The sequence below is a fragment of the Rhodanobacter sp. 7MK24 genome (assembly GCF_014842995.1).
In the GTDB taxonomy this organism is placed as follows: Bacteria; Pseudomonadota; Gammaproteobacteria; order Xanthomonadales; family Rhodanobacteraceae; genus Rhodanobacter_A.
Window position 1 is genome coordinate 26,716 of the sequence record NZ_JACYXL010000004.1, and the last position, 24,017, is coordinate 50,732.

General features: G+C 65.6%; 23 protein-coding genes and 1 riboswitch. Of the genes, 15 read left to right on the plus strand and 8 right to left on the minus strand.

Annotated features, from left to right (window positions below):
• Positions 1 to 23 precede the first annotated feature (23 nt).
• The 4 genes from IHE49_RS09335 to smpB all read right to left on the minus strand — a co-directional run bounded on the left by IHE49_RS09335 (position 24) and on the right by smpB (position 2,822).
• A complete protein-coding gene (locus IHE49_RS09335; protein WP_192157167.1) occupies positions 24 to 1,301 on the minus strand; it encodes an RNA polymerase sigma factor in 1,278 nt (425 codons plus the stop codon).
• 41 nt (positions 1,302 to 1,342) lie between these two features.
• A complete protein-coding gene (locus IHE49_RS09340) occupies positions 1,343 to 1,759 on the minus strand; it encodes a VOC family protein (protein ID WP_192157169.1) in 417 nt (138 codons plus the stop codon).
• A 25-nt stretch (positions 1,760 to 1,784) separates the two neighbouring features.
• Entirely contained in the window at positions 1,785 to 2,204 is a 420-nt protein-coding gene (locus IHE49_RS09345; RefSeq protein WP_192157171.1) for a YciI family protein, read from the minus strand.
• Positions 2,205 to 2,327: 123 nt separating this feature from the next.
• Complete coding sequence (gene smpB, locus IHE49_RS09350; protein WP_192157173.1) at positions 2,328 to 2,822, minus strand: SsrA-binding protein SmpB; 495 nt, start codon at positions 2,820 to 2,822, stop codon at positions 2,328 to 2,330.
• Positions 2,823 to 3,060: 238 nt separating this feature from the next.
• Here smpB and IHE49_RS09355 point away from each other — a divergent pair, with 238 nt between their 5' ends.
• Both IHE49_RS09355 and IHE49_RS09360 read left to right on the plus strand, forming a co-directional pair.
• Positions 3,061 to 3,489 (plus strand): type II toxin-antitoxin system RatA family toxin, encoded by a 429-nt coding sequence (locus IHE49_RS09355; RefSeq protein ID WP_192157174.1) that lies wholly within the window; start codon positions 3,061 to 3,063, stop codon positions 3,487 to 3,489.
• Positions 3,482 to 3,766, plus strand: coding sequence for an RnfH family protein (locus IHE49_RS09360; protein WP_192157176.1), 285 nt, complete (start codon positions 3,482 to 3,484; stop codon positions 3,764 to 3,766). Before IHE49_RS09355 ends, IHE49_RS09360 begins: the two co-directional genes overlap by 8 nt.
• Positions 3,767 to 3,785: 19 nt before the next feature.
• Here the strand turns inward: IHE49_RS09360 and bamE are convergent, their stop codons facing one another.
• Positions 3,786 to 4,268 carry an outer membrane protein assembly factor BamE gene (gene bamE / locus IHE49_RS09365; RefSeq protein ID WP_192157178.1) on the minus strand — a complete coding sequence of 161 codons (483 nt, stop codon included), beginning with the start codon at positions 4,266 to 4,268 and terminating at the stop codon, positions 3,786 to 3,788.
• A gap of 80 nt (positions 4,269 to 4,348) precedes the next feature.
• Here bamE and fur point away from each other — a divergent pair, with 80 nt between their 5' ends.
• Positions 4,349 to 4,774 (plus strand): ferric iron uptake transcriptional regulator, encoded by a 426-nt coding sequence (gene fur / locus IHE49_RS09370; RefSeq protein ID WP_192157180.1) that lies wholly within the window; start codon positions 4,349 to 4,351, stop codon positions 4,772 to 4,774.
• A 277-nt stretch (positions 4,775 to 5,051) separates the two neighbouring features.
• On the opposite strand, the gene IHE49_RS09375 is transcribed toward fur, so the two are convergent.
• Positions 5,052 to 6,653 (minus strand): MASE1 domain-containing protein, encoded by a 1,602-nt coding sequence (locus tag IHE49_RS09375; RefSeq protein WP_192157182.1) that lies wholly within the window; start codon positions 6,651 to 6,653, stop codon positions 5,052 to 5,054.
• Positions 6,654 to 6,721: 68 nt separating this feature from the next.
• Here IHE49_RS09375 and IHE49_RS09380 point away from each other — a divergent pair, with 68 nt between their 5' ends.
• The gene (locus IHE49_RS09380) at positions 6,722 to 7,357 is read left to right on the plus strand and encodes a response regulator transcription factor (protein ID WP_192157185.1); all 636 of its coding nucleotides are present in this window, start codon (positions 6,722 to 6,724) and stop codon (positions 7,355 to 7,357) included.
• Between the two features lie 47 nt (positions 7,358 to 7,404).
• Here IHE49_RS09380 and recN read toward each other — a convergent pair whose 3' ends face one another.
• Complete coding sequence (gene recN / locus IHE49_RS09385; RefSeq protein ID WP_192157187.1) at positions 7,405 to 9,075, minus strand: DNA repair protein RecN; 1,671 nt, start codon at positions 9,073 to 9,075, stop codon at positions 7,405 to 7,407.
• A gap of 268 nt (positions 9,076 to 9,343) precedes the next feature.
• On the opposite strand from recN, the gene hrcA reads away from it, so the two are divergent.
• From hrcA to IHE49_RS09420, 7 genes are all read left to right on the plus strand, one after another.
• On the plus strand, positions 9,344 to 10,405 hold the full coding sequence (gene hrcA / locus IHE49_RS09390; protein ID WP_192157189.1) for a heat-inducible transcriptional repressor HrcA: 1,062 nt from the start codon (positions 9,344 to 9,346) through the stop codon (positions 10,403 to 10,405).
• Positions 10,406 to 10,487: 82 nt separating this feature from the next.
• A complete protein-coding gene (gene grpE / locus IHE49_RS09395; RefSeq protein WP_192157191.1) occupies positions 10,488 to 11,012 on the plus strand; it encodes a nucleotide exchange factor GrpE in 525 nt (174 codons plus the stop codon).
• Between the two features lie 122 nt (positions 11,013 to 11,134).
• A complete protein-coding gene (gene dnaK / locus IHE49_RS09400) occupies positions 11,135 to 13,051 on the plus strand; it encodes a molecular chaperone DnaK (protein ID WP_192157193.1) in 1,917 nt (638 codons plus the stop codon).
• A gap of 124 nt (positions 13,052 to 13,175) precedes the next feature.
• Positions 13,176 to 13,754, plus strand: coding sequence for a TMEM175 family protein (locus IHE49_RS09405; protein WP_192157195.1), 579 nt, complete (start codon positions 13,176 to 13,178; stop codon positions 13,752 to 13,754).
• Positions 13,751 to 14,872 (plus strand): molecular chaperone DnaJ, encoded by a 1,122-nt coding sequence (dnaJ, locus tag IHE49_RS09410; protein WP_192157197.1) that lies wholly within the window; start codon positions 13,751 to 13,753, stop codon positions 14,870 to 14,872. Before IHE49_RS09405 ends, dnaJ begins: the two co-directional genes overlap by 4 nt.
• Before the next feature lie 45 nt (positions 14,873 to 14,917).
• Positions 14,918 to 15,715 carry a 4-hydroxy-tetrahydrodipicolinate reductase gene (gene dapB / locus IHE49_RS09415; protein WP_192157199.1) on the plus strand — a complete coding sequence of 266 codons (798 nt, stop codon included), beginning with the start codon at positions 14,918 to 14,920 and terminating at the stop codon, positions 15,713 to 15,715.
• 44 nt (positions 15,716 to 15,759) lie between these two features.
• Positions 15,760 to 15,948: riboswitch (yybP-ykoY riboswitch) on the plus strand.
• A gap of 19 nt (positions 15,949 to 15,967) precedes the next feature.
• Positions 15,968 to 16,972 (plus strand): sodium:calcium antiporter, encoded by a 1,005-nt coding sequence (locus tag IHE49_RS09420; protein ID WP_192157201.1) that lies wholly within the window; start codon positions 15,968 to 15,970, stop codon positions 16,970 to 16,972.
• Positions 16,973 to 16,979: 7 nt separating this feature from the next.
• Here the strand turns inward: IHE49_RS09420 and IHE49_RS09425 are convergent, their stop codons facing one another.
• Positions 16,980 to 17,675, minus strand: coding sequence for a 2OG-Fe(II) oxygenase (locus tag IHE49_RS09425; RefSeq protein ID WP_192157203.1), 696 nt, complete (start codon positions 17,673 to 17,675; stop codon positions 16,980 to 16,982).
• A 215-nt stretch (positions 17,676 to 17,890) separates the two neighbouring features.
• Here IHE49_RS09425 and carA point away from each other — a divergent pair, with 215 nt between their 5' ends.
• The 4 genes from carA to IHE49_RS09445 all read left to right on the plus strand — a co-directional run bounded on the left by carA (position 17,891) and on the right by IHE49_RS09445 (position 24,014).
• Complete coding sequence (gene carA / locus IHE49_RS09430) at positions 17,891 to 19,033, plus strand: glutamine-hydrolyzing carbamoyl-phosphate synthase small subunit (RefSeq protein WP_192157205.1); 1,143 nt, start codon at positions 17,891 to 17,893, stop codon at positions 19,031 to 19,033.
• A gap of 1 nt (position 19,034) precedes the next feature.
• The gene (gene carB / locus IHE49_RS09435) at positions 19,035 to 22,262 is read left to right on the plus strand and encodes a carbamoyl-phosphate synthase large subunit (RefSeq protein ID WP_192157207.1); all 3,228 of its coding nucleotides are present in this window, start codon (positions 19,035 to 19,037) and stop codon (positions 22,260 to 22,262) included.
• Positions 22,259 to 22,738 (plus strand): transcription elongation factor GreA, encoded by a 480-nt coding sequence (gene greA, locus IHE49_RS09440; RefSeq protein WP_192157209.1) that lies wholly within the window; start codon positions 22,259 to 22,261, stop codon positions 22,736 to 22,738. Before carB ends, greA begins: the two co-directional genes overlap by 4 nt.
• Before the next feature lie 112 nt (positions 22,739 to 22,850).
• Complete coding sequence (locus IHE49_RS09445) at positions 22,851 to 24,014, plus strand: glycosyltransferase (protein ID WP_192157211.1); 1,164 nt, start codon at positions 22,851 to 22,853, stop codon at positions 24,012 to 24,014.
• Positions 24,015 to 24,017: the final 3 nt, after the last annotated feature.

The following is a 24,017-nucleotide window of genomic DNA, read 5'->3' on the forward strand; positions in this document are numbered from 1 at the left end:
GGGTGGCCCCGCTTTTCGCGCCGTCAACCGGTGGTGGTGTGCTGCGCACAGGTTTTGGCGCGTGCTTGCAACAGTTCGCGTTCGCGGGCGTTGCGGGTGAGCGCCGCGGCATGTTCGAACTCCGTGCGGGCCTCACCGTGGCGATCGAGCTTCTGCAGCAGATCGCCGCGCACTGCCGGCAACAGGTGATAGTTCGCCAGTGCCGGTTCGTCGCGTAGCGTATCGACGAGCGCAAGGCCTGCTGCTGGCCCGCTGGCCATCGCCACGGCCACCGCGCGGTTGAGTTCCACCACGGGCGATGGCGTGACGCCAGCCAATGTGGCGTACAGCGCCGCGATGCGGTGCCAGTCGGTTTGCTCCGCGGTATTGGCGCGGGCGTGGCAAGCGGCGATTGCTGCCTGCAAGGTGTACGGCTCTTCGTGGTCGCCCAGCCGTTGTGCGCGATCCAGCGCGGCTAGGCCACGCTGGATCAGCAGCCGATCCCAGCGCGCGCGGTTCTGTTCCAGCAACAGGATCGGCGTTCCGTCCGGTGCGCTGCGCGCATGCGTACGCGAGGCCTGCAGTTCCATCAGTGCGAGCAGGCCGAACACGGAGGCCTGCTGCGGCATCAGTCCGGCGAGGATGCGGCCCAGCCGCAGGGCTTCCTCGCACAGCGCGGGCCGCATCCAGTCGTCGCCGGCGGTGGCGGTGTAGCCCTCGTTGAAGATCAGGTAGATCACGCCCAGCACCGCGTCCAGGCGTTCGGCGAGCTCTTCGCCACGCGGAACCTCGAACGGCACCTGTTTCTCGGCCAGCGTGCGCTTCGCGCGCACGATGCGCTGGGCGATGGTGGGCTCCGGCTGCAGGAAGGCGCGGGCGATCTCGGGCGTGCTGAGGCCGCCCAGCAGGCGCAGGGTGAGCGCCACGCGCGACTCGGCAGGCAGCGCGGGATGGCAGGCGGTGAAGATCAGCCGCAGCAGGTCGTCGCCGATATCGTCGTCCAGCATGGCGTCGAAGCGGGGCATGGCATCGGCCTGTTCGGCCTCCAGTTCGCGGGCGATTTCCTCGTGCTTGCGCTCCATCAGCTGATGACGGCGCAGGCGGTCGATCGCGCGGTGTTTCGCCGTGGTCATCAACCACGCGCCGGGATTGTCCGGCACGCCGGTCTGCGGCCATTGTTCCAGCGCAGTCACCAACGCGTCCTGCGCCAGTTCCTCCGCCAGGCCCACGTCGCGCAGCATGCGGGCGAGGCCGGCGATGATGCGCGCCGATTCGATGCGCCAGATGGCCTCGATGCTGCGGGGGATGTCGGTCGCCGTCATGGCGACCGATCAGACCATCATCGCTCCGTGGGAGCAAGGCATCATGCAGCGGGCGGGCAGTTGATCATCCATGGCACGCCGTAGCGGTCCACCAGCGAGCCGAAGCGCGCGGCCCAGAAGGTCTGCTGGATCGGCATCTGCACCGTGCCGCCTTCGGCCAGCGCGTGGAAAATCCGCTCGGCCTGTTCCGGCGAGTCGAGCTGGATCGACACCGAGCAGCCCTTGATCGGCGTATAGGGACATTGCGGCGCCATCGCGTCCGAGGCCATCAGCACCTGGTCGCCGACTTCCAGCCGCACGTGCATCATCTTGTCGCGCATCTCCGCAGGCATGGGCATTTCAGGCGGCGCGTCGCCGTAGCGTGCCCGCATGGTGACCTTGCCGCCGAAGCAGCCGGCATAGAAATCGAAGGCGGCCTCGGCATTGCCGTCGTAGTTGAGGTAGGCGACGAATTGCATGGCGGTACTCCTTGCAGGGTGGGGTTTATGGGCGGTTGCCGATCTGCGCGCGCAGGTTTGCTTCCTGCTCGCGCAAGGCATCCGTGAACTTGTCGCCGAAGTCTTCGGCCTCGAATACCGGGCGGATCTCGACTTCGGCGCCGGTGTCGAACGGCGCGCGTTTCAGCCATTCGATGGCTTCGGCCATCGACTTCACCTGCCATAGCCAGAAGCCGGCGATCAGTTCCTTGGATTCGGTGAACGGGCCATCGATCACGGTGCGCTGTGCACCGTCGAAACGCATGCGGGCGCCGCGCGAACTGGGATGCAGGCCTTCGCCGGCCAGCATCACGCCTGCCTTCACCAATTCTTCGTTGAATTGGCCCATCGCGGCGAGCCGATCGGTGCTCGGCATCAGGCCGGCCTCGGTGTCTTTGGTCGCCTTCACGATCACTATGCAGCGCATCGGTTCGCCTCCTGTGGCCGGGATGAATCCGCCTTCAAAGGTGCGACGAACGGCGGGGTGCCGGATCGACACCTTGCACGAAGTTTTTTTGCGATGCCCGCAAGCCGAACAGGCAGAACGCGGTCAGGACGCCCGATTGTGCGAGCGCATCGTGCGCTGTTTTTCGATCTGCCAGTCGCGCTGCTTCTCGGTGTCGCGCTTGTCGTGTTCCTGCTTGCCGCGGGCCAGGCCGACTTCCACCTTCACCTTGCCGTTCTTCCAGTACATCGCGGTGGGCACCAGCGTGTAGCCCTTGCGCTCCACCGCGCCGATCAACTGGTCGATCTCCTTGCGGTGCAGGAGCAGCTTGCGCGTGCGGCGGTCTTCGGCGATGACGTGGGTGGAAGCGCTGATCAGAGGGGGGATCGAGGCGCCGACCAGGAAGATTTCGCCCCTGATGACGATGGCATAGCCGTCGCCGAAGTTGATCCGACCCGCACGCAGCGCTTTCAGCTCCCAGCCTTGCAGGGCGATGCCGGCCTCATAGCGCTGGTCGATGTGGTACTCGAACCGCGCGCGCTTGTTGAGCGCGATGGTGCCCGTGCCCTTGGTGGTGTCCTTGTCCTTGCTCTTGGCCATGTCCGCTAAACTTCAGTGACTGCATGCTCCCATCGGAGCGGTGCTTTTATATTTAGAGTGCGCCCATGGATGGGCGCCCGTTTGACTCTCGCATTCATGGATGAATGCAGTAACTACTCTGGATGCCCGTTTGATCTTCGCATTCACGGAAGAATGCAGTAACCACCGAGTGCGTCCATAGATGGGCGCTCGTTTGATTCTCGCATTCAAGCATGAATGCACCAGGATAGAGGCTACCGTGATCGAGATACGCCGCAGCGCGCTGGTACGCCATTCCCCGGAACAGATGTTCGATCTGGTCGATGGTGTGGAAGCATACCCAAAGCGTTTCCCGTGGTGCTCGGCATCCGCGGTGGTCGAGCGCAGCGACAATGTACTGGTGGCGCGCCTCGACCTGCATTTCATGGGCTTGCGGCACAGCTTCACCACCCGCAACACTGCCGAGCGGCCGCATCGCATCGACATCCATCTGGTCGACGGCCCGTTCCGTTCGCTGGACGGTCACTGGAGTTTCACCGCGCTGGGAGACGACGGCTGCAAGGTGGCGCTGGCGCTGGATTTCGAATACGCCGGCATCGGCGGCAGCGTGCTCAAGCTGGGTTTCCAGGGACTCGCCAACCGCATGGTGGACGATTTCTGCGTTGCCGCGGACCACCTGCATGGCTGAGCCGACCATAACGGTGGAAGTAGTGCATGCCTGCGCGCAGCGCATACGGCGCAGCCGCGTTTCGTTGCCGGATGGAAGCACTGCTATGCAGGCAGTCGTGGCGGCAGGTTTTTTGCCGTCGCTTCCTGCCGAGGTGGCGGAGCCGCTGCGATTGGGCATCTTCTCGCGCAGGATAGACGCCGATCATGTGCTGCGCGACGGCGACCGGGTGGAAATTTACCGGCCGCTGACCCTTGATCCCATGGCCTCGCGCCGGCGCCGTGCCGGCCAAGGCTGACGCAGGCGCTACCCGCAGTTTAGTTGTTGCTGCTGCCGGAGTCGTTGCCGGAGTCCGAACCGCCGCCGGAATCCTTGCTGTCCTTGCCGCTGGTGTCCTTGTCGCCCTTGGTGTCGTTGACCGGGTAATCGACGTTGTACTTCTTGCTTTCCTTGAGCAGGTTCTTGTTGTTTTCGAGGTAAGGGCTGCCCTCGATGCGCGCCAGGATGTCGTCATTGAAGTACAGGGTCATGGTGCTGACCTGCATCGGGCCGCCGCGGTGCGAATAGGTGGACACGTAGTCCCAGCGGCTCTGGTTGAACGGGGAGGCGACCGAAGGCGTGCCGACCAACAGCATCACCTGGCGCTTGGTCAGGCCGGGCTTGAGCTGATCCACCGCCTTCTGGTCGATGGTCTTGTCGAGCAGGTTGCCCTGGCGCACGTCCTGCGTGTAGACCAGGTGGCAGCCGGAAACGGCAAGCGCCAACAACGCGACAACCGGCAGGGTGATCAGCTTTTGCATGCGTGAAACGTCCAGATCGTGGAAGAGCGGATGATACACTACCGGTTCGGCATCGCCGCGCCGGCGTGAGGTGGCAAACGATGGAACAGGAAACTCAGGAACTGCGTCGGGTCGGTCTCAAAGTGACCCATCCGCGCATGCGCATTCTGCAGATCTTCGACGAGGAGGAGGGCAACCACCTCACTGCCGAGGACGTCTACAAGAAGCTGCTCGCCCATCAGGAAGACATCGGCCTGGCGACGGTGTATCGCGTGCTGACCCAGTTCGAGGCAGCCGGCATTGTCGTCAAGCACAACTTCGAGGGCGGGCAGGCCGTCTACGAACTCGATCGCGGCAAGCACCATGACCACATGATCGATGTGGACAGCGGAAAGGTGATCGAGTTCGTCAGCGAAGAGATCGAGCGTCTGCAACGCGAGGTCGCGGCGCGCCATGGTTATGTGATCGAGGATCACAGCCTGGTGCTGTACGTCCGTCCCAAGAACCGCGGTACGCGCAAGGGCTGATCACCGCCATCCGGGCATCCGGGCATTTCTTGGGCACAAAAAAATCGCGAGGGAGGACTCCTGTCCACCTCGCGATTGCCTCGTACCTTCTGGGTTTCGGCATGGCGAGTTGCTCGTCCAGGCCTGTGTCCAAGGTAACGACCAGACGGCCTCCTGCCGTCTCTCCGGAGTCACCGTCCCCACGAGGACTCCGGTACGCCATCTCACGATGGCGGCTCCCCCACATCGATGGATCGATGCTAACGAAGCCTTCACGTCCTGTGTATCGGAAAAATTCCTAGACAGGCCGAAATGTGACGGGCAAGTCGTTATTGCTGCGCAGCAATACGCGCAGATGCACGCCGCGCGGTGCCGGGCGCAACTGGAACAGGCCTCCCAGCGAGGTGACACGGTCGCGCATGCCTTGCAGGCCGCGGCCACCTCGTGGCGGCCGCTCGGGCAATCCGACGCCGTCGTCGCGCAAGTCGAGCAGGGCGAGTATTGCGCCGTGGCGTTCACCGATGCGCAGGCGCAGGCGGAATTCGCTGGCCCTGGCGTGCTTCACTGCATTGGTGGCGCTTTCCTGCGCCAGTCGATAGATCGCGGTGCGGGTGTCGTCATCGAGCAGGCGCGGGTCGCCATGCAGGTCGGTGACATAGTGGATGCCAGCAGCCTTCAGCAGGTCGCGGATCGGACCTTCGTCCAGCGCGCGCAGCAGGCCGAACTCGTCCAGCACGGCGGGACGCAGGTCGTCCAGCAGGCGATGCAGGGCGCGACGCATGTGCGCGAGGATGCTGTTGATCGAGGTGCCGATATCTTCCAGTCCGGCCTGTTGCAGGCGCGCCTGCACCAGTTTCACGTGGGTCTGGATCGCGGTGATGTTCTGGCCCAGCTCGTCGTGCAGCTCGGCGGCCATGTGGCGGCGCTGGTTTTCCTCCGCCTGCAGATTGCCGCGCGCAGCGGCTCGCAGTTGCCGCGCCAGTTGGTCCAGCCGTCGGTTGACTGCCGCCAGGTGGGTATTCTGCTCGGCTACCTGCAGCTTGCTGCGACGCAGAGCATCCGTGGCTGAGCCCAGCATCAGCGTTCCGGTGCCGGCCACGGCCAGGAACAGATAGCCGGCCGCCGAAGGGGCGTGGCCGAGGCGCTGATCCAGCACCGTCATCCCGAAACTGGAGATGGTGATGGCCAGACTGGCGCCGCGCCAGCCATGGCGGAATGCAAAGAACAGCACGGGGGCCAGCGATAGCGCACGGGCGAACTGCGGCTGCGACGTGGCCTGTTCGGAAAGCAGCAGCAGGATGGCCATGGCCGGCAGCATCACCTGCAGGCCGTCCAGGGCCAATTCCGCCAACGCATGGCGGCTGGGAGGGGCGCGCAGCAGCAGCACCATCACCGGCACCATCAGCAGCACGCCCAGATAGCCGCCCAGCAATTCGTTGCCCAACATGTGGATCAGCGCGTCTTCGGCCGCGGCCGTGTGGATCACCGTGAGCAGGCCGATGTCCACCGCCGTGGTGGCGAGCACCACAAGCATCGCGGCCAGCAGCAGGCGGGCCGTTTCCTGAGGGTTGTGCAGGCTGGTGCCGGCATGCGGATTCAGCCTGCGCAGCAGCCACAGGCTGGCCGCGGTTACCAGCGGTTCGGGCAGGTCGCCGAGGAAAAAGCCGCTCCAGCCCATCGGCAGTCCATCGTGCATGCTCATGCCGGCCGAGGCGATCAGTTCGGCGCCCAGCAGCCAGCCCCAGCGACGCACGGGCAGCAGCAACAACGCGCCGAAGCGCAAACCGTAGGGGAGTGCCCAATAGGGTTGCTCCGTCGGCCACAGCAGCAGCCATAGCAGGACGTAGATCGCCCCCAGCAGCGGGCCGGAGTGCAGTGGGCGGAAGGGTTTCAGGCGCATCCGCGGATGGTACACGGGCGTTTGGCAGTGCCGGCGCAGACCGGCGCCCGTCCATATACAGTAGGGCCATGTACAGCATTGTCCTGGTCGACGACCACGCCATCGTGCGTGAAGGTTTCAAGCGGCTGATCGGGCTGGAGCCCGATCTCCAGGTGGTGGGCGAGTGCCGCTGCGCCGACGACGCGGTGGAGGCAGTGGCGCAGCACCGGCCCGACCTGGTGGCGCTGGACCTGTCGTTGCCCGACGGCAGCGGCCTTCCCTTGATCGAACACCTGGGCAGCGTGTCGCCCGGCACGCGCATCGTGGTGTTGAGCATGCACGATGGCGAACCCTACGTGTCCGAAGCCTTGCGCCGCGGTGCCAGCGGCTACGTGACCAAGGGCGTGGCGCCGGAGGAACTGGTGGCGGGCTTGCGCGCGGTGATGCAGGGCGAGCAGTTCTTGAGTTCCGACCTGCGCCAGCGCCGTGCGGAGCAGCCGGAATCCGCGCTCGATCCGCTGCATCGCCTGACCACCCGCGAACACGAGGTGTTCCTGCTGCTGGCCTGCGGGCGCACGCCCAAGCAGGTGGCGGCCGAGCTGGGCATCGGCCAGAAGACTGTCTACATCCACCGCGCCAGCGTGATGGGCAAGCTCAATGCCGGTTCGGAACTGGAGTTGTATCGCATGGCCAGCGAGCGTGGGCTGCTGCCCGCCAGCGGCTAGAATCTGCTCGGCATTTCCCGGCGGCTAGCGTCACGAGTTTCGTGCTCTCAGGCCTGCGCGCGTTCCAGCATCTGCTTCGCGTGAGCCCGCGTTTCGCGGGTGATCTCCACCCCGCCCAGCATGCGGGCCAGTTCGTCGCGTCGGCCATCGGCGCCCAGCCGCTGGATCTGCGTACGGGTGTGGCCGTCGTCGCTGTGTTTGCTCACGAACAGGTGCGCGTGGCCTTGAGCGGCGACCTGGGGCAGGTGAGTGACACACAACACCTGGCGCTGGCCGCCCAGTGCACGCAGCTTCTGGCCCACCACCTCGGCCACTGCGCCGCCGATGCCGCTGTCCACTTCGTCGAACACCATGGTGCCCACGCTGTCGTTGCCCAGCGTGGCGACTTCGATGGCGAGGCTGATGCGTGCCAGTTCACCGCCGGAAGCCACCTTGCGCAGCGCCCGCGGCGGCTGTCCGGGATTGGTGCTGACCAGCAGTTCGCAGCGTTCGCGGCCTTGCGGGTCGGGCTCCTCGCCTTCGACAGGTTCCAGTTCAACCACGAGCACGCCGCCGGCCATGCCCAGCTCGGCCATCAATGCGCCGACTTCCTTGCCCAGCTTGTCTGCCGCTTTGCGACGTGACTTGCTTAGCTTGTCTGCTGCCTGCACGTAGTCAGTGCGGGCGCGCTCCCGCTGGACGGCGAGTCGTTCCAGTGCTTCGCCGGCGCCTTCCAGCTCGGCCAGTTCGGTGCGCAACGCGGAGGCCTTGTCGTGCAATTCCGCGATGGGAAGGCGGTGACGGCGGCCGAGTTCATGCAGACGGGCGAGGTGAGCGTCGACTTCGGCGAAGCGCTCGGGGTCGAGATCGACGTCCTGCGCGTAGCGGCCCAGCGTGTCGGCGGCTTCGCCCAACTGGATCATGGCGTTGTCCAGCAGCTCCAGCGCGGGATTCAGCGCTTCGTCCAGCGTGGCCAGCCTGCCCAGTTCGGCATGGGCGCGACCCAGGGCGCGGCGCAGCGCGAATTCGCTGTCGCCGTCCAGCAGCTCGACCACGCCGGCGGCGCCTTCGGCAAGCCGACCGGCGTTGGCGAGGCGCTTGTGGCTGGCTTCGAGTTCGGCCAGCGCGGCGGACGGTAGCGTCCATTGCTCCAGTTCGGCCAGCTCGTGGCGCAACAGTTCCAGCCGCTGTTCGCGATCCGCGCCACCGCTGAGGCGACTGATACGCGCACCCAGGTCGCGCCATTGCGTGGCCAGCTCGCGCACCTGGCCGGCCAGCGAGCCGTGGCCGGCGCAGGCGTCGAGCAGGGCGAGCTGGTGCGCGCGCGAAAGCAGGGCCTGATGCTCGTGCTGGCCATGGATTTCCACCAGCAGGGTGGCGAGTTCGGAAAGCTGGCCGGCGCTGGCGGGACGGCCGTTGATCCATGCGCGCGAGCTGCCTTCGGCGCGGATCACCCGCCGCAATTGGCAGGCTTCGCCATCGTCCAGCTCTTCCTGCGCCAGCCATGCGCGGGCCTCGGGCAGGGCGGCAAGATCGAATTCGGCGGACAGTTCCGCGCGGTCGCTGCCGGCGCGCACCATCCCGCTGTCGGCGCGGGCGCCGGCGAGGAGCAGCAGCGCATCCACCAGCAGCGACTTGCCGGCGCCGGTTTCGCCGCTGACCACGGTGAGGCCGGCGCCGAAATCGACTTCGGCCTGTTCAACGACGGCGAATTGGCGGACATGGAGCGAGATGAGCATGGCGGGCTGACGGCAGTCCGTATGGGATCGGGCGATTGTAATAGGAGCCTGCGCGGCAGATGCCGCAAGGGCCGCAAAGACCGCCGCGCGATCCATCTTTCCGCCACGTTCCTGGTGAACTGTCGAAAAGCGAGGCTCGCGCAGCAGCCCTTTCGCCACAGACGGCTTCGGCCCCGCAGGCTCCATGCCTCCCGCTACAATGCCGCGGCGCTTGCATGACAGGCGCGCAGACCCTATCTCTTGGTCGTCTCACCGATTGCTACTGCGCATGTCCCGTCTCCACTCCCATGAACTCGATGCACGCACCCGGCGCCTGCTGCGCAGCCTGATCGCGCAGTATCTGGTCGATGGCGAGCCGGTGGGGTCGCGCACGCTGTCGCGATCGTCGGGTCTGGACGTGAGCCCGGCGACCATCCGCAACATCATGGCCGACCTCGAGGAGGCTGGCCTGGTCGCCTCGCCGCATACTTCGGCGGGGCGTATTCCCACGCCGCGCGGCCTGCGCCTGTTCGTGGACAGCCTGATCGAATTGCAGCCGTTGCCGCACGAGGAAATGGCTCGCCTGCAGCGTGAATTGCCGCCGGGGCAGACCACCACACGCGACCTGTTGGGCAATGCCTCGGCCCTGTTGTCGGCGATGACCCGTTTCGCCGGCGTGGTGACCGTGCCGCGACAGGTGGATTTCCCGCTGCGCCACCTCGATTTCGTGCCGCTGCCGGACGCACGGGTGCTGGTGATCCTGGTGTTTTCCGACAACCAGGTGCAGAACCGCGTGGTGCAATTGGCCAAGCCGCTGGAGGGTCGCGAGCTGGAGCAGGCGGCGAACTACATCAATACCCATTTCGTCGGCCTGCGCGTGGACGATATCCGCGCCCACCTGCTGGCCGAACTGCGTGCCGCGGGCAGCGAGCTGAACCGGCTGGTGGCGAATGCCACCGAGCTGGCCACGGCCTCGTTCGCGCCACACGCCGACGGCGACGACGTGCTGGTCAGCGGGCAGACCAACCTGATGGCTTGCGCCGAGCTGGCCGACCTGCAACGACTGCGCGAGCTGTTCGAAGCGTTCCAGCAGAAGAACGGGCTGCTGCAGTTGATGGAGTCGTGCGCGCGGGCGCCCGGCGTGCGGCTGTTCATCGGCGAGGAATCCGGTTTCGCCGCGCTCGACGGTTGCAGCGTGGTTACCGCCAGCTATGGCACGCCGGGGCGGGTGCTGGGCGCGGTGGGCGTGATCGGCCCCACGCGCATGGCCTATGAGCGGGTGATCCCGGTGGTGCAGGCCACCGCCGGGCTGCTCAGCGATGCCTTGAATCGAGCCGCGACGGCCTCATAAGTCGCCACGGGAGCGGGTTTGCCCGCATTTTTTGGATGGGTCGGCGCAGATGGCCGGCCACGGACGAGGTTTGGAGTCACTCATGCAGAACAACGACCAGCACCCGGCACCGGACGCCGATGCCGTCAGCGCGGCGAACAGTGCCGACGTGGAAGCGCTAAAGGCTCGCGTGGCCGAACTGGAGGCGGAAAAGATCGAGCAGCGCGAGTCCGTGCTGCGGGAGAAGGCCGAGCTGGAAAACCAGCGCCGCCGTCTGCACCGCGATCTGGAACAGGCCCGCCGCTTCGCCAACGAGAAGCTGCTGAACGAGCTGCTGCCGGTATTCGATGGCCTGGAAGGCGGCCTGGCGGTGGAAACCGCCGATGTCGCGGCGATGCGCCAGGGTCTCGGCCTCACCCTGAAGTCCCTGCTCAAGGTGGGCGAAAACCATGGCCTGGCACAGGTCGATCCGCTGGGTCAGCCGCTCGACCCCGAGCGCCACCATGCAGTGAGCATGGTCGAGTCGCCTGGCGCGGAGGCCGGCACCGTGGTCAGCGTGCTGCAGAAGGGCTATGTGTTGAACGATCGCCTGCTGCGCCCCGCCCTGGTGGCCGTGGCGAAGGACTGAACAACGCGTCACCGGACGCGACACATCCGGAGCTCCGTCGGTATTGATTCGCCGTACGCGGGCCCCATCTGGAAAACCATTGCGCGGCCATGGGGCCGCATACGAGATTCGGGAGCTAACACATGGGCAAGATCATCGGCATCGACCTGGGCACGACCAATTCCTGCGTGTCCGTGATGGACGGCAGCACCACCAAGGTCATCGAGAACTCGGAGGGCGATCGCACCACGCCGTCCATCGTGGCCTTCAGCAAGGATGGCGAGGTGCTGGTCGGCGCGCCGGCCAAGCGCCAGGGCGTGACCAATCCCAAGAACACCTTCTACGCGGTGAAGCGCCTGATCGGCCGCAAGTTCACCGATGCCGAGGTGCAGAAGGACATCCACATCGTGCCGTACTCCATTGTCGCCAACGACAACGGCGACGCCTGGGTAGCGACCGCCGACGGCAAGAAGATGGCGCCGCCGGAAGTCTCCGCGAAGGTGCTGATGAAGATGAAGAAGACCGCCGAGGACTATCTCGGCGAGCCGGTCACCGAAGCCGTCATCACGGTGCCCGCCTACTTCAACGACAGCCAGCGCCAGGCGACCAAGGACGCCGGCCGCATCGCCGGCCTGGAAGTGAAGCGCATCATCAACGAGCCGACCGCGGCCGCGCTGGCCTACGGCCTGGACAAGAAGGGCGGCGATCGCAAGATTGCGGTGTACGACCTGGGCGGCGGTACCTTCGACGTGTCGATCATCGAGATCGCCGAGGTCGACGGCGAGAAGCAGTTCGAAGTGCTGGCCACCAACGGCGATACCTTTCTCGGTGGCGAAGACTTCGACATGCGCGTCATCGACTACCTGGTCGAGGAGTTCCAGAAGGACCAGGGCATCGATCTGCGCAAGGATCCGCTGGCCCTGCAGCGCCTGAAGGATGCCGCCGAGCGCGCCAAGATCGAGCTGTCCTCGTCGCACCAGACCGAGGTGAACCTGCCGTACGTGACGGCCGACGCCTCCGGCCCCAAGCACCTCAACATCAAGCTCACCCGCGCCAAGCTGGAAGCGCTGGTGGAAGACCTGGTCAAGCGCACCATCGAACCCTGCCGCACCGCGCTCAACGATGCCGGCCTGCGCGTGTCCGACATCGACGAGGTGATCCTGGTCGGCGGTCAGACCCGCATGCCCAAGGTGCAGGAGTCGGTGAAGGACTTCTTCGGCAAGGAGCCGCGCAAGGACGTCAACCCGGATGAGGCCGTCGCTGTGGGCGCCGCGATCCAGGGTGGCGTGCTGGGCGGTTCGGTCAAGGACGTGCTGCTGCTCGACGTCACCCCGCTGTCGCTGGGCATCGAGACCATGGGCGGCGTGATGACCAAGCTGATCGAGAAGAACACCACCGTGCCGACCAAGGCGGCGCAGACGTTCTCCACCGCCGACGACAACCAGACCGCAGTGACCGTGCACGTGCTGCAAGGCGAGCGCGAGCGCGCCAACGCCAACAAGTCGCTGGGCAAGTTCGACCTGCAAGGCATCGAGCCGGCGCCGCGCGGCATGCCGCAGATCGAGGTGACCTTCGACATCGACGCCAACGGCATCCTGCACGTGTCGGCCAAGGACAAGAAGACCGGCAAGGAACAGAAGATCGAGATCAAGGCCGGTTCGGGCCTTTCCGAGGAGGAGATCGCCCGCATGGTGGCCGACGCCGAGGCGAACAAGGAAGAAGACAAGAAGTTCCACGAGCTGGTGAGCACCCGCAACAAGGCCGATCAGCTCGTGCACGCCACCCGCAGTGCGCTGAAGGAACACGGCGGCAAGGTCGGCGCGCAGATCGGCAGCATCGAAGAGGCGCTGTCGGAGCTGGAAAAGGTCAAGGACGGCGATGACAAGGCGCTGATCGAGTCGAAGATCTCCAAGCTCGAGCAGGCTGCCCAGGCGCTGCAGGAGGCCGCCCAGGGTCAGGGCCCGGCCGATGCGGGTGCGCAGCCCGGCCCGCACGGGTCGGCCCAGCCCGACGACGTGGTCGATGCCGAGTTCACCGAAGTGAAGGACGACAAGAAGTAACCGTACCTAGAACCGGAACGGGCGCCGCGCGAGCGGCGCTCGTTTTTGAAAGTGCGGCCAAGGTGGCGCCCGTTTGACTTTCGCGTTCATGGATGAGCGCACAAGCTTTCTCGAGGGGAAGGTGATGGACAAGGGGCGCCTGGAAGCCTTCAGCGACGGTGTGCTGGCCATCATCATCACCATCATGGTGCTTGAGCTGAAGGTGCCGCACGGCGCAGGCTGGGACGTGCTGGCCGCGCAATGGCCGGTGTTCCTCAGTTACGTGCTGAGCTTCGTCTACGTGGGCATCTACTGGAACAACCACCACCATTTCCTGCATGCGGCGAAGCGGGTGGACGGCAGCGTGCTGTGGGCCAACCTGCATCTGCTGTTTTGGTTGTCCCTGATGCCGGTGACCACGGGGTGGATGGGCGAAAACCAGTTCGCCCGGTTGCCGGTGGCGGTCTACGGTTTCGTGTTGCTGATGTGCGCCATCGCCTGGCTGCCGCTGCAATACAGCCTGATCTGCGCCAACGGCGGCAAGACCTCGCTGTTGGCGCAAGCGGTGGGTGGCGACTGGAAAGGCAAGGTCGCCGTCGCCATGTATCTGGGTGGCATCCTGCTGGCCTTCGTGGCGCCGTGGGTGTCGTGTCTGTTTTATGCCACGGTGGCAGCGATCTGGTTCATTCCTGATCGGCGCATCGAATCGCGGATCAAGCAATGAGCAAGCGTGATTACTACGAAGTCCTGAGTGTCGAACGTACCGTCACCGAGGTCGAGCTGAAGAAATCCTTCCGCCGCCTGGCGATGAAGTACCACCCCGACCGCAATCCCGACGATCCCGCGGCGCAGGAGAAGTTCAAGGAGGCCAAGGAGGCCTACGAGGTGCTTTCCGACGCGCAGAAGCGCGCCATGTACGACCAGTACGGACATGCGGCCTTCGAGGGCGGCATGGGCGGCCGCGGTGGCGGCGGTTTCGGGGACATGGGCGACATCTTCGGCGACATCTTCGGCGACATCTTCGGCGGTGGGCGCAGTCGTCAGCCGCGACGCGGCGCAGACCTGCGCTACATCATGGAACTCGACCTCGAAGAAGCCGTGTTCGGCATCGAGCGCAAGATCGAGATTCCGTCACAGGTCAACTGCCACCACTGCAACGGCAGCGGCTCGGACGATGGCAAGACCACGCAATGCAAGACCTGCCACGGTCACGGCCGCGTGCGCATGCAGAACGGCATCTTTTCGATCCAGCAGGCCTGTCCGCATTGCGGCGGCAGCGGCCAGGTCATCGAGAAGCCCTGCAAGAAGTGCCACGGTGAAGGCCGGTTGGAAGAAACCCGCACGCTGTCGGTGAAGATCCCCGCCGGCGTGGACAACGGCGACCGCATCCGCCTTACCGGGCAGGGCGAAGCCGGCCCGGCAGGCACGCCGGCGGGCGACCTATATGTGGAAGTGCGCGTGCGCGAGCATTCGATCTTCCAGCGCGAGGGCAACGACCTTTACTGCGAAGTGCCGATCCGCTTCTCGCAGGCGGCGCTGGGCGCGGAACTGCCGGTGCCCACGCTGGAAGGCGAGGTGCCGATCACCATTCCGCCGGAGACGCAGACCGGCCAGAGCTTCCGCTTGCGCGGGCGTGGCGTGAAGTCGGTGCGCAACGGCCGCGCCGGGGACCTGATCTGCCGCGTGGTGGTGGAGACCCCGGTCCGCCTCACCAAGCAGCAGCGCGAATTGCTCGAGCAGCTCGAAGCCAGCTTCAACGACGGCAAGGCCGAAGAACACATGCCGCGCGCGCACAACTGGTTCGACGGCGTGAAACAGTTCTGGTCGAAGGTGACTTCGTAAGCTAACTTTGGACGTCCGTTTGCCGTTTCTGCCGGGATGTCCATCATGACCAGTTCGCCGATCCGCCTCGCCATCAGCGGCGCCTCCGGCCGCATGGGCCAGGCCTTGCTGTCGCTGTTGCATGCCGATGGCCGGTACGAGCTGGCGCATGCGGTGGTGTCGCCGGGCTCGGTGCATGACGGCGAGCCCGTCTGGCTGGGGCAGGGCTTGCGCTATGCGCACGATTGGTCGCGCGCGCCTGTCCTCGACGTGGTGGTCGACTTCAGCGGCCCCGTCGGTCTGGCGGCAGCGCTGGACCATTGTCTCGCGCACGGCATTCCCCTGGTGAGCGGCACCACTGGACTCGACGCTGCCCTGCTGGCACGACTGGACACCGCCGGGGCACGCATCGCGCTGCTGCGCGCGGCGAACTTCAGCCTGGGCGTGGCACTGCTGACGCGTCTGCTGCGCGAGGCCGCTGCTGCGGTGCCGGAATGGGATCTGGAAATCGTCGAAGCCCATCATGGGCGCAAGCAGGATGCGCCTTCGGGCACAGCGCTGGCGCTGGGGCAGGCTGCTGCTGCCGCGCGCGGCACCACACTGGAAGCCGCGGCGGTATACAGCCGCGAAGGTCGCACGGGCGAGCGCATTCCCGGAAGCATCGGTTTTGCCGTGGTGCGCGGAGGTGACATCGTAGGCGAGCATCAGGCGCTGCTGGTGGGGCCGGGCGAGCGGCTGGAGCTGGGGCATCGTGCGACCGACCGCACGATCTTCGCCCGTGGGGCGCTGCAGGCGGCACGGTGGCTGATCGGTCGCGCCTCCGGACACTGGCGGCTGGAAGACGTGCTCGCTCCGCCGGTTTGACCACGCAAAAACTTGCCATGTCCAGCGGCGGTCGCTAGCATCGCCAGCCTGTCATTGGGGAGTAGCCAGCCTCTTCCCCGAGGCGTTCGCGTCAACAGACTTGGTTGCCCTCGCGGCGCCATGGTGCGAACGGTAGGCGTCGCCTTCGACGCGTTGCCCGGCGAGACCTTTGGCCAGCGATGCGTTCACCCGGCCGGGCGAACGCGTGTCGTTGCGCCATGGGTTCACCTGTTCGCCCGGCCTGTGCATCCCATGCTGCTTATCTTCATCCTGTTCTTTGCCTCGGCGGGCGCGATCTATCTCGCCTGCGAATACTTCGTCAATGGCGTCGAATGGCTGGGTCGCAGGCTCAAGCTAGGCGCCACGGCTACCGGTACCGTGCTGGCTGCGTTCGGCACCGCCCTGCCGGAGAGCGCCGTCACCTTCGTCGCGGTCGTCTTCGGCAAGACGCCTGCAGTGCGTGACATCGGCGTGGGTGCGGCGATGGGTGGGCCGCTGGTATTGGCCACCATCGCCTATGCCGTGGTCGGTGTCGCGTTGTGGCTGCATCGCAGGCGCTTGCAACGCACTGACGGGCTGGTGCGGGTCGATCATCGACGGCTGGCCCGCGACCAGGGATGGTTCCTGGCGATCTTCGCGCTCAAGGTCGGCCTTGGCCTGGTGGCTTTTGCCTTCAAGCCTGCGTTCGGCGGGGTGTTCCTGCTGGCCTATGCACTCTACGTGTGGCGCGAAGTGCGCAGCGGGGACACGGCACCCGTTGAAGAGGAGCTGGAGCCGCTTAAGTTGCGCCCGGGTCAGGCGGAGCCCTCGTTGGCGTGGGCGCTGCTGCAAACGGTGGCCGCGCTCGTGGTGATCGCGGCGGCCTCGCGTGTGTTTGTGGGCCAACTGGAAGCCATCGGCGTATTGCTCGCCTGGCCGCCGCATCTAGTGGCGCTGGTGTTGAGCCCGGTGGCGACCGAGTTGCCGGAGACGCTCAATGCGCTGATCTGGGTGCGCCAGGGCAAGGAGCGTCTGGCGCTGGCCAACATCTCCGGCGCCATGATGATCCAGGCCACCATCCCCAGCGCACTGGCGATCTTTGCCACGCCGTGGCTGTTCGATGCCTCGCTGATCGTGTCCGGTGCGCTCACTGCCGCCGCCATTGCCTACCTGTGGTGGCTGTTCCGGCGCGGTCGCGCGGACGCGCGCCGGCTGTTGCCCGTAGGTTTGCTGTATGGCGTGTTCGCCGCCTATGTGATCTGGCATTTCACCCGTTGAGGGGTGATCAGTCCCGGTGCGCGGCGTTGCGGTCGCGGCCGGCGCCGTACTGCGTGTCCAGCTTGCCGAACAGCTTCTTGAACAGGCGCGAGAACTTGCCGCGCTTGGTCTTGCGCAGCTTTTCCTCCTCGCTGGTAAGCCAGGCCACCTGGATCACCCGGCGCTCGCCCTCGTAGGGCAGGTGGCCATGGAAGGAGTTGTCGCAGCGCTTGAACACGGCGAACTCGCCGTACAGCGGCGGCAGCTCGGGGGCCACGGTGGAGTCGATATCGTCGATCTTGCCCAGGAAGCGCAGGCAGCCATCGCTGGTGTCGGGCCACTGCGGGTTGAGGTAGAGCAGGGCAGTGGCCACCTTGGACTTGCTGTCGGTGTGGATAGTGCCGTGCCGCTTGTTGAGCAGGCGGCACAGCGTCACCAGGGTCGGATATTGGCCGAGATTGTCGATGCCCAGCTTTTTGCCGACCAGGGTGGCGAAGTCCGGCGTGGTGAGCTGTTCGACCAGTGCATTGATCGAGGGGCCGCAATCGGTCGGATCCCACGGGAAGAAACCGGCGCTGGGGTAGCGCGGGAAATCGCGACCCAGGTCACCGCGCGCGTCATCGGGCAACTGGCCATGGGCCACCATGAAGGGAAACGGCTCCCGCTGCACCAGCGTGTCCGGGCGATCGAAACGTGCGGCATCGAGCAGGGCGTCCGGACTCATGGTTGGGCTTTAGCTTCCTTGGGAAAACGTCCTGGCAGTGTAACGTCGTGAGGAGTTGTGACGTTGACGAGAGTGCGAGATCTGCCTCTGCCAAAGTGGACAGCAAGCGCCTTGACGCCTATCATTGTTACCCGCCCGAACGTCCTCCCCTCCAAGGTTCTCAAGCCTGCTTTTCGCGGCTTGCGGACTTTGCTGCACCTGAAAGGCGGTTCCCCATGCCCATTCCTGCTCTGCTTGCCCTCGAAGACGGCAGCGTGTTCCACGGCCACGCCGTGGGCGCCACCGGCGAAACCGTCGGTGAGGTGGTTTTCAACACCGCCATGACGGGGTACCAGGAGATCCTCACCGATCCCTCGTACTCACGCCAGCTTGTCACTCTTACCTATCCGCACATCGGCAATACCGGCATCAATGCCGAGGACGCCGAGTCCACTGCCGTGCATGCCGCCGGCCTGATCGTGCGCGACGTGCCGCGCCGCGCCAGCAACTGGCGCAGCAGCGAAACTCTGCCGGATTACCTGAAGCGCCACGGCATCGTCGCCATCGCCGGCATCGATACGCGCCGGCTCACCCGCATCTTGCGCGACAAGGGCGCGCTCAGCGGTTGCATCCTGGCCGGCGAGACGATCGACGCCGAGGCCGCACTGGCGAAGGCGCGCGCCTTCCCCGGCCTCAACGGCATGGACCTGGCCAAGGTGGTCAGTGTCACCCAGTCGTATCCGTGGAACGAGGGGGTCTACGACCTCGACCACACCCGCTTCAACCAGCCAGCCAGGCGCTTCAAGGTCGTGGCCTACGACTTCGGCGCCAAGCACAACATCCTGCGTCTGCTGGCCGAGCAGGGCTGCGACATCACCGTGGTGCCTGCACAGACGCCTGCCGCCGAGGTGCTGGCCGTGAAGCCCGATGGCGTGTTCCTCTCCAACGGTCCCGGCGACCCGGCCGCTTGCGATTACGCGATCGCCGCCACCAAGGTTTTCCTTGACGCGAAGATCCCGCTGTTCGGCATCTGCCTCGGCCACCAGATCATGGGTCTGGCGCTGGGCGCGAAGACGCTGAAGATGAAGTTCGGCCACCACGGTGCCAACCATCCGGTGAAGGACATGGACGACGGCCGCGTGCTGATCACCTCGCAGAACCACGGCTTTGCCGTCGACCCGGCCACGCTGCCGGGCAACGTGCGCGTCACCCACACCTCGTTGTTCGACGGTTCGCTGCAGGGCTTCGCGCTCACCGACCGTCCGGCCTTCTGTTTCCAGGGTCACCCGGAAGCGAGTCCCGGACCGCACGACATCGGTTATCTCTTCGACAGGTTTGCAAAGATGATGTCCGACAAGCTGATGCAGGAGGCCCGCTGAGATGGCCAAGCGTACCGATATCAAGAGCATCCTCATCATCGGTGCCGGCCCGATCGTCATCGGCCAGGCCTGCGAGTTCGACTACTCCGGCGCGCAGGCTTGCAAGGCGCTGAAGGAAGAGGGTTACCGCGTCATCCTGGTGAACTCCAACCCCGCCACGATCATGACCGACCCGGAGACGGCCGACGCCGTCTACATCGAGCCGATCAACTGGCAGACGGTGGAGCGCATCATCGCCAAGGAGCGCCCGGATGCGGTGCTGCCCACCATGGGCGGACAGACCGGCCTCAACTGCGCGCTCGACCTCGCCGACAACGGCGTGCTGGAGAAGTACAACGTCGAGCTGATCGGTGCGTCGCGCGAAGCCATCCGCATGGCCGAAGACCGCGAGCTGTTCCGCGTCGCCATGAAGGAAATCGGGCTGGAATGCCCGAAGGCCGAGGTGGTCCGCACGTTCGAGCAGGCGCTGGTGACGCAGGCGAAGGTGGGGTATCCCACCATCATCCGTCCGAGCTTCACGCTCGGCGGCTCCGGCGGCGGCATCGCGTACAACCGCGAAGAATTCGAAGAGATCGTCAAGCGCGGACTCGATCTTTCGCCGGTGGGCGAAGTGCTGGTCGAGGAATCCGTGCTCGGCTGGAAGGAATTCGAGATGGAAGTGGTCCGCGACAAGGCGGACAACTGCATCATCGTGTGCTCGATCGAAAACCTCGACCCGATGGGCGTGCACACCGGCGACTCGATCACCGTCGCGCCGGCGCAGACGCTCACCGACAAGGAATACCAGCGCCTGCGCGATGCCTCGATCGCGGTGCTGCGCAAGATCGGCGTGGACACCGGCGGCTCCAACGTGCAGTTCGGCATCAATGCCGAGAACGGCCGCGTGGTGGTCATCGAGATGAACCCGCGCGTGTCGCGTTCGTCCGCGCTCGCCTCCAAGGCCACCGGCTTCCCGATCGCCAAGATCGCGGCGAAGCTGGCCGTGGGCTACACGCTGGACGAACTCAAGAACGACATCACCGGCGGCCTGACCCCGGCGTCGTTCGAGCCGACCATCGACTACGTGGTTACCAAGATCCCGCGTTTCGCGTTCGAGAAGTTCCCGTCGGCTGACGCGCGCCTCACCACCCAGATGAAGTCGGTGGGCGAGGTGATGGCGATGGGTCGCACTTTCCATGAGTCGCTGCAGAAGGCGCTGCGAGGACTGGAAATCGGCAAGACGGGCCTCAACCCGACCGGTCTGGATTTGACCTCCGACGAAGGCATCAACGCGCTCAAGCGCGAGCTGCGCGAGCCGCGTCCGGATCGCGTATTCCATCTGGCTGACGCGTTCCGCGCCGGCCTGTCCCTGGAAGACGTATATGGCCTCAGCCGTGTCGATCCCTGGTTCCTCGCCGCCTTCGAAGACATCGTGCTGACCGAGAAGGAAGTGCAGCAGCAGGGAGTCACCGCGCTCGACGCGCCGCGCATGCGCGAGCTCAAGCGCATGGGCTTCTCCGACGCTCGCCTGGCCGAATTGCTCGACACCAACGAAGCCGCCATGCGCCATCTGCGTCGCACGCTTGGCGTGCGTCCGGTCTACAAGCGCGTGGATTCCTGCGCGGCTGAATTCGCCACCACCACGGCCTACATGTACTCGACCTACGAGGAAGAGTGCGAAGCCAACCCGACCAACCGCGACAAGATCATCGTGCTGGGCGGCGGTCCCAACCGCATCGGTCAGGGCATCGAGTTCGACTACTGCTGCGTGCACGCGGCACTCGCGCTGCGCGAGGATGGTTTCGAAACCATCATGGTCAACTGCAATCCGGAAACCGTTTCCACCGACTACGACACCTCCGACCGCCTGTATTTCGAGCCGCTCACGCTCGAGGATGTGCTGGAAATCGTGGATCTGGAAAAACCCAAGGGCGTGATCGTGCAGTACGGTGGCCAGACGCCGCTGAAGCTTGCACGTGCGCTTGAAGCTGCCGGCGCGCCAGTGATCGGCACCTCGCCGGACAGCATCGATCTGGCGGAAGACCGCGAGCGCTTCCAGCAGATGATCGAAAAGATCGGCCTGAAGCAGCCGCCGAATCGCACGGCACGCACGCCGGAAGAAGCGCTGGCCTCGGCGCGCGAGATCGGCTATCCGCTGGTGGTGCGTCCGAGCTACGTGCTCGGCGGCCGCGCCATGGAAATCGTCTACAGCGATGCCGATCTTTCGCGCTACATCCGCGACGCGGTGCAGGTGTCGAACGATTCGCCGGTGCTGTTGGACCGCTTCCTCGATCATGCGGTCGAGGTGGACGTGGACATCATCGCCGACGCCGAAGGCAATGTGCTGGTCGGCGGCATCATGGAGCACATCGAGGAAGCGGGCGTGCATTCGGGCGACTCGTCCTGCTCGCTGCCGCCTTACTCGTTGACGCCGGAGGTGCAGGACGAGATGCGTCGCCAGGTCACCGCGATGGCGAAGGAACTGAAGGTCATCGGCCTGATGAATACCCAGTTCGCCATCCAGGGCGACACCGTGTTCATCCTCGAAGTGAACCCGCGCGCCTCGCGCACGGTGCCGTTCGTATCGAAGGCCACGGGCGTGCCGCTCGCCAAGATCGCCGCGCGTGCCATGGCTGGACGTTCGCTCAAGGCGCAGGGCGCGACCAAGGAAGTGATTCCGAGCTACTACTCCGTGAAGGAAGCGATCTTCCCGTTCCTGAAGTTCCAGAACGTGGATCCCATCCTCGGCCCCGAAATGCGCTCCACCGGCGAGGTGATGGGTGTGGGCCGCAGCTTTGGCGCAGCCTTTGCCCGCGGCCATGACGCCGCCGGCATCAAGACACCGCCGAAGGGCAAGGTGTTCGTGTCGGTGCGCGACGCGGACAAGGATCGCCTGCTGCCGGTGGCGCGCGAGGCGCTGGCGAAGGGCTTCAGCCTGGTCGCCACCGAAGGCACGGCGAAATACCTGGCCGAGCAGGGCGTGGCCTGCGAGCGCATCAACAAGGTGGCCGAGGGCCGCCCGCACATCGTCGACCTGATCAAGAACGGCGAGATCGTCTATATCGTCAACACCACCGAGGGCAAGCAGGCCATCGCCGACTCGTTCTCGATCCGGCGCGAGGCCCTGCAGCAGCGCGTCACGTATTCCACCACCGTTGCAGGCGCGCGTGCGCTGGTCCATTCGCTGGACTTCCACAACAGCGCGGACGTGCACAGCCTGCAGGAACTTCACAAGGAATTGAGCGCATGAGCAATCGCGCCCCCATCACCAAGGCAGGGTCGGAACGCCTGCGCGCCGAGCTGGACAGGCTGAAGTCGGAAGATCGCCCGCGCATCATCGCGGCCATCGCCGAGGCGCGTGCGCACGGCGATCTGAAGGAGAACGCGGAATACCACGCCGCACGCGAGCTGCAGAGCTTCATCGAAGGCCGCATCGGCCAGCTCGAGGCGCTGCTTTCCACCGCGGAGGTGATCGACGTGTCGCGCCTCAACCCGGGCAGCAAGGTGGTGTTCGGCGCCATCGTGGACCTGGCGGACGAGGACAGCGGCGCCGAGGTGACCTACCAGATCGTGGGCGACCTCGAAGCCGACATCAAACAGGGCCTGATCGCAGTGTCTTCGCCGATCGCGCGCGCCCTGATCGGCAAGAGTGAAGGTGACAGTTTCGAGTTCACCGCACCGAACGGCGTCAAGCATTACGAAATCACAGGCGTGCGCTATTCCTGAATGCTAGGCTGCGGGTTTGTGCGAAACGGCTGGCCACCGAGGTGGCCAGCCTGGCAAGCCAACCGGGGGCGTGGCCGCTCCCGCCGACGGTCACCTGACAACGGTTCGCCCCATGCCGCAGCAGAAAATCCTGTTTCTCAGCGTTTCCGCCGGAGCAGGCCACATGCGGGCCGCCGAGGCCTTGCGCCTGAGCGCCGAAGCGGTGCTGCCGCATGTCGAGACCCGGCACCTGGATGCGATGGACTACGTGCCGTCCGCATTCCGCAAGCTCTATACCGATTTCTACATCACGCTGATAAGCAGTTACCCAACCCTGTGGGGGCTGCTCTACCAGCGCAGTTCGGAGGCCGATCCGAACGGGCCGATGCAGAAGCTGCGGCGGGCCATCGAGCGGCTGGGCACGGGCGATCTGCGCAAGGCGATCAATGTGTTTGCGCCGGACGCCATCGTCTGCACGCACTTCCTTCCCGCCGAAATGCTGATGCATGAGATCCGGCGCGAGCGCTTCACGGTGCCGGTGTGGGTCCAGGTCACCGATTTCGATTTGCATGGCATGTGGGTGATTCCGCGCATGACGGGCTTTTTTGCCGCCAGCGATGAGATCGCTTTCCGCATGCAGGCCAACCATATCGAGACGGAGCGCATCCACACCACCGGCATTCCGGTGATGCCGGCGTTCACCCAGCCACAGGACCGCCGGACCTGCGCCGGGCGCTTCGGCCTGGACCCGGCGCGGCAGACGATCATGCTGATGGGCGGCGGGGCCGGGGTCGGCAAGCTCGATGAGGTGGCTGCCACCCTGATGCGGCTCGAAGAGGACTTCCAGCTCGTCGTGCTGGCCGGGCGCAACGAGGCGGCGCTGGCCAAGTTGAAGTTGCTTGCCGCGGAACATCCGGGACGCCTGTTCCCATTCGGCTTCACCAATGAAGTGCCGCAGCTGATGGCCTGCTCGGATCTGGTGATCACCAAGCCGGGCGGGCTGACCACGTCAGAGTGCCTGGCGATGGGCGTGCCGATGGTGGTGTATGCGCCGGTCCCGGGCCAGGAAGAGCGCAACGCGGACTATGTGCTGGAGCAGGGGGCGGCGTTGAAAGCGATAGATCTGGTTTCGCTCGAATACCGCGTGCGCCAGCTGCTGGCCGAGCCCCAGCGCCTGGCGCGGATGCGCGAGCATGCACGTCGCCTCGGCCAGCCGCAGGCGGCGCAGCGTGTACTGCAGATCGTGCAGGCCCAACTCGAAGGCCGGCGGCCAGTAACCGGGTCAGTGGAGCATTGAGCA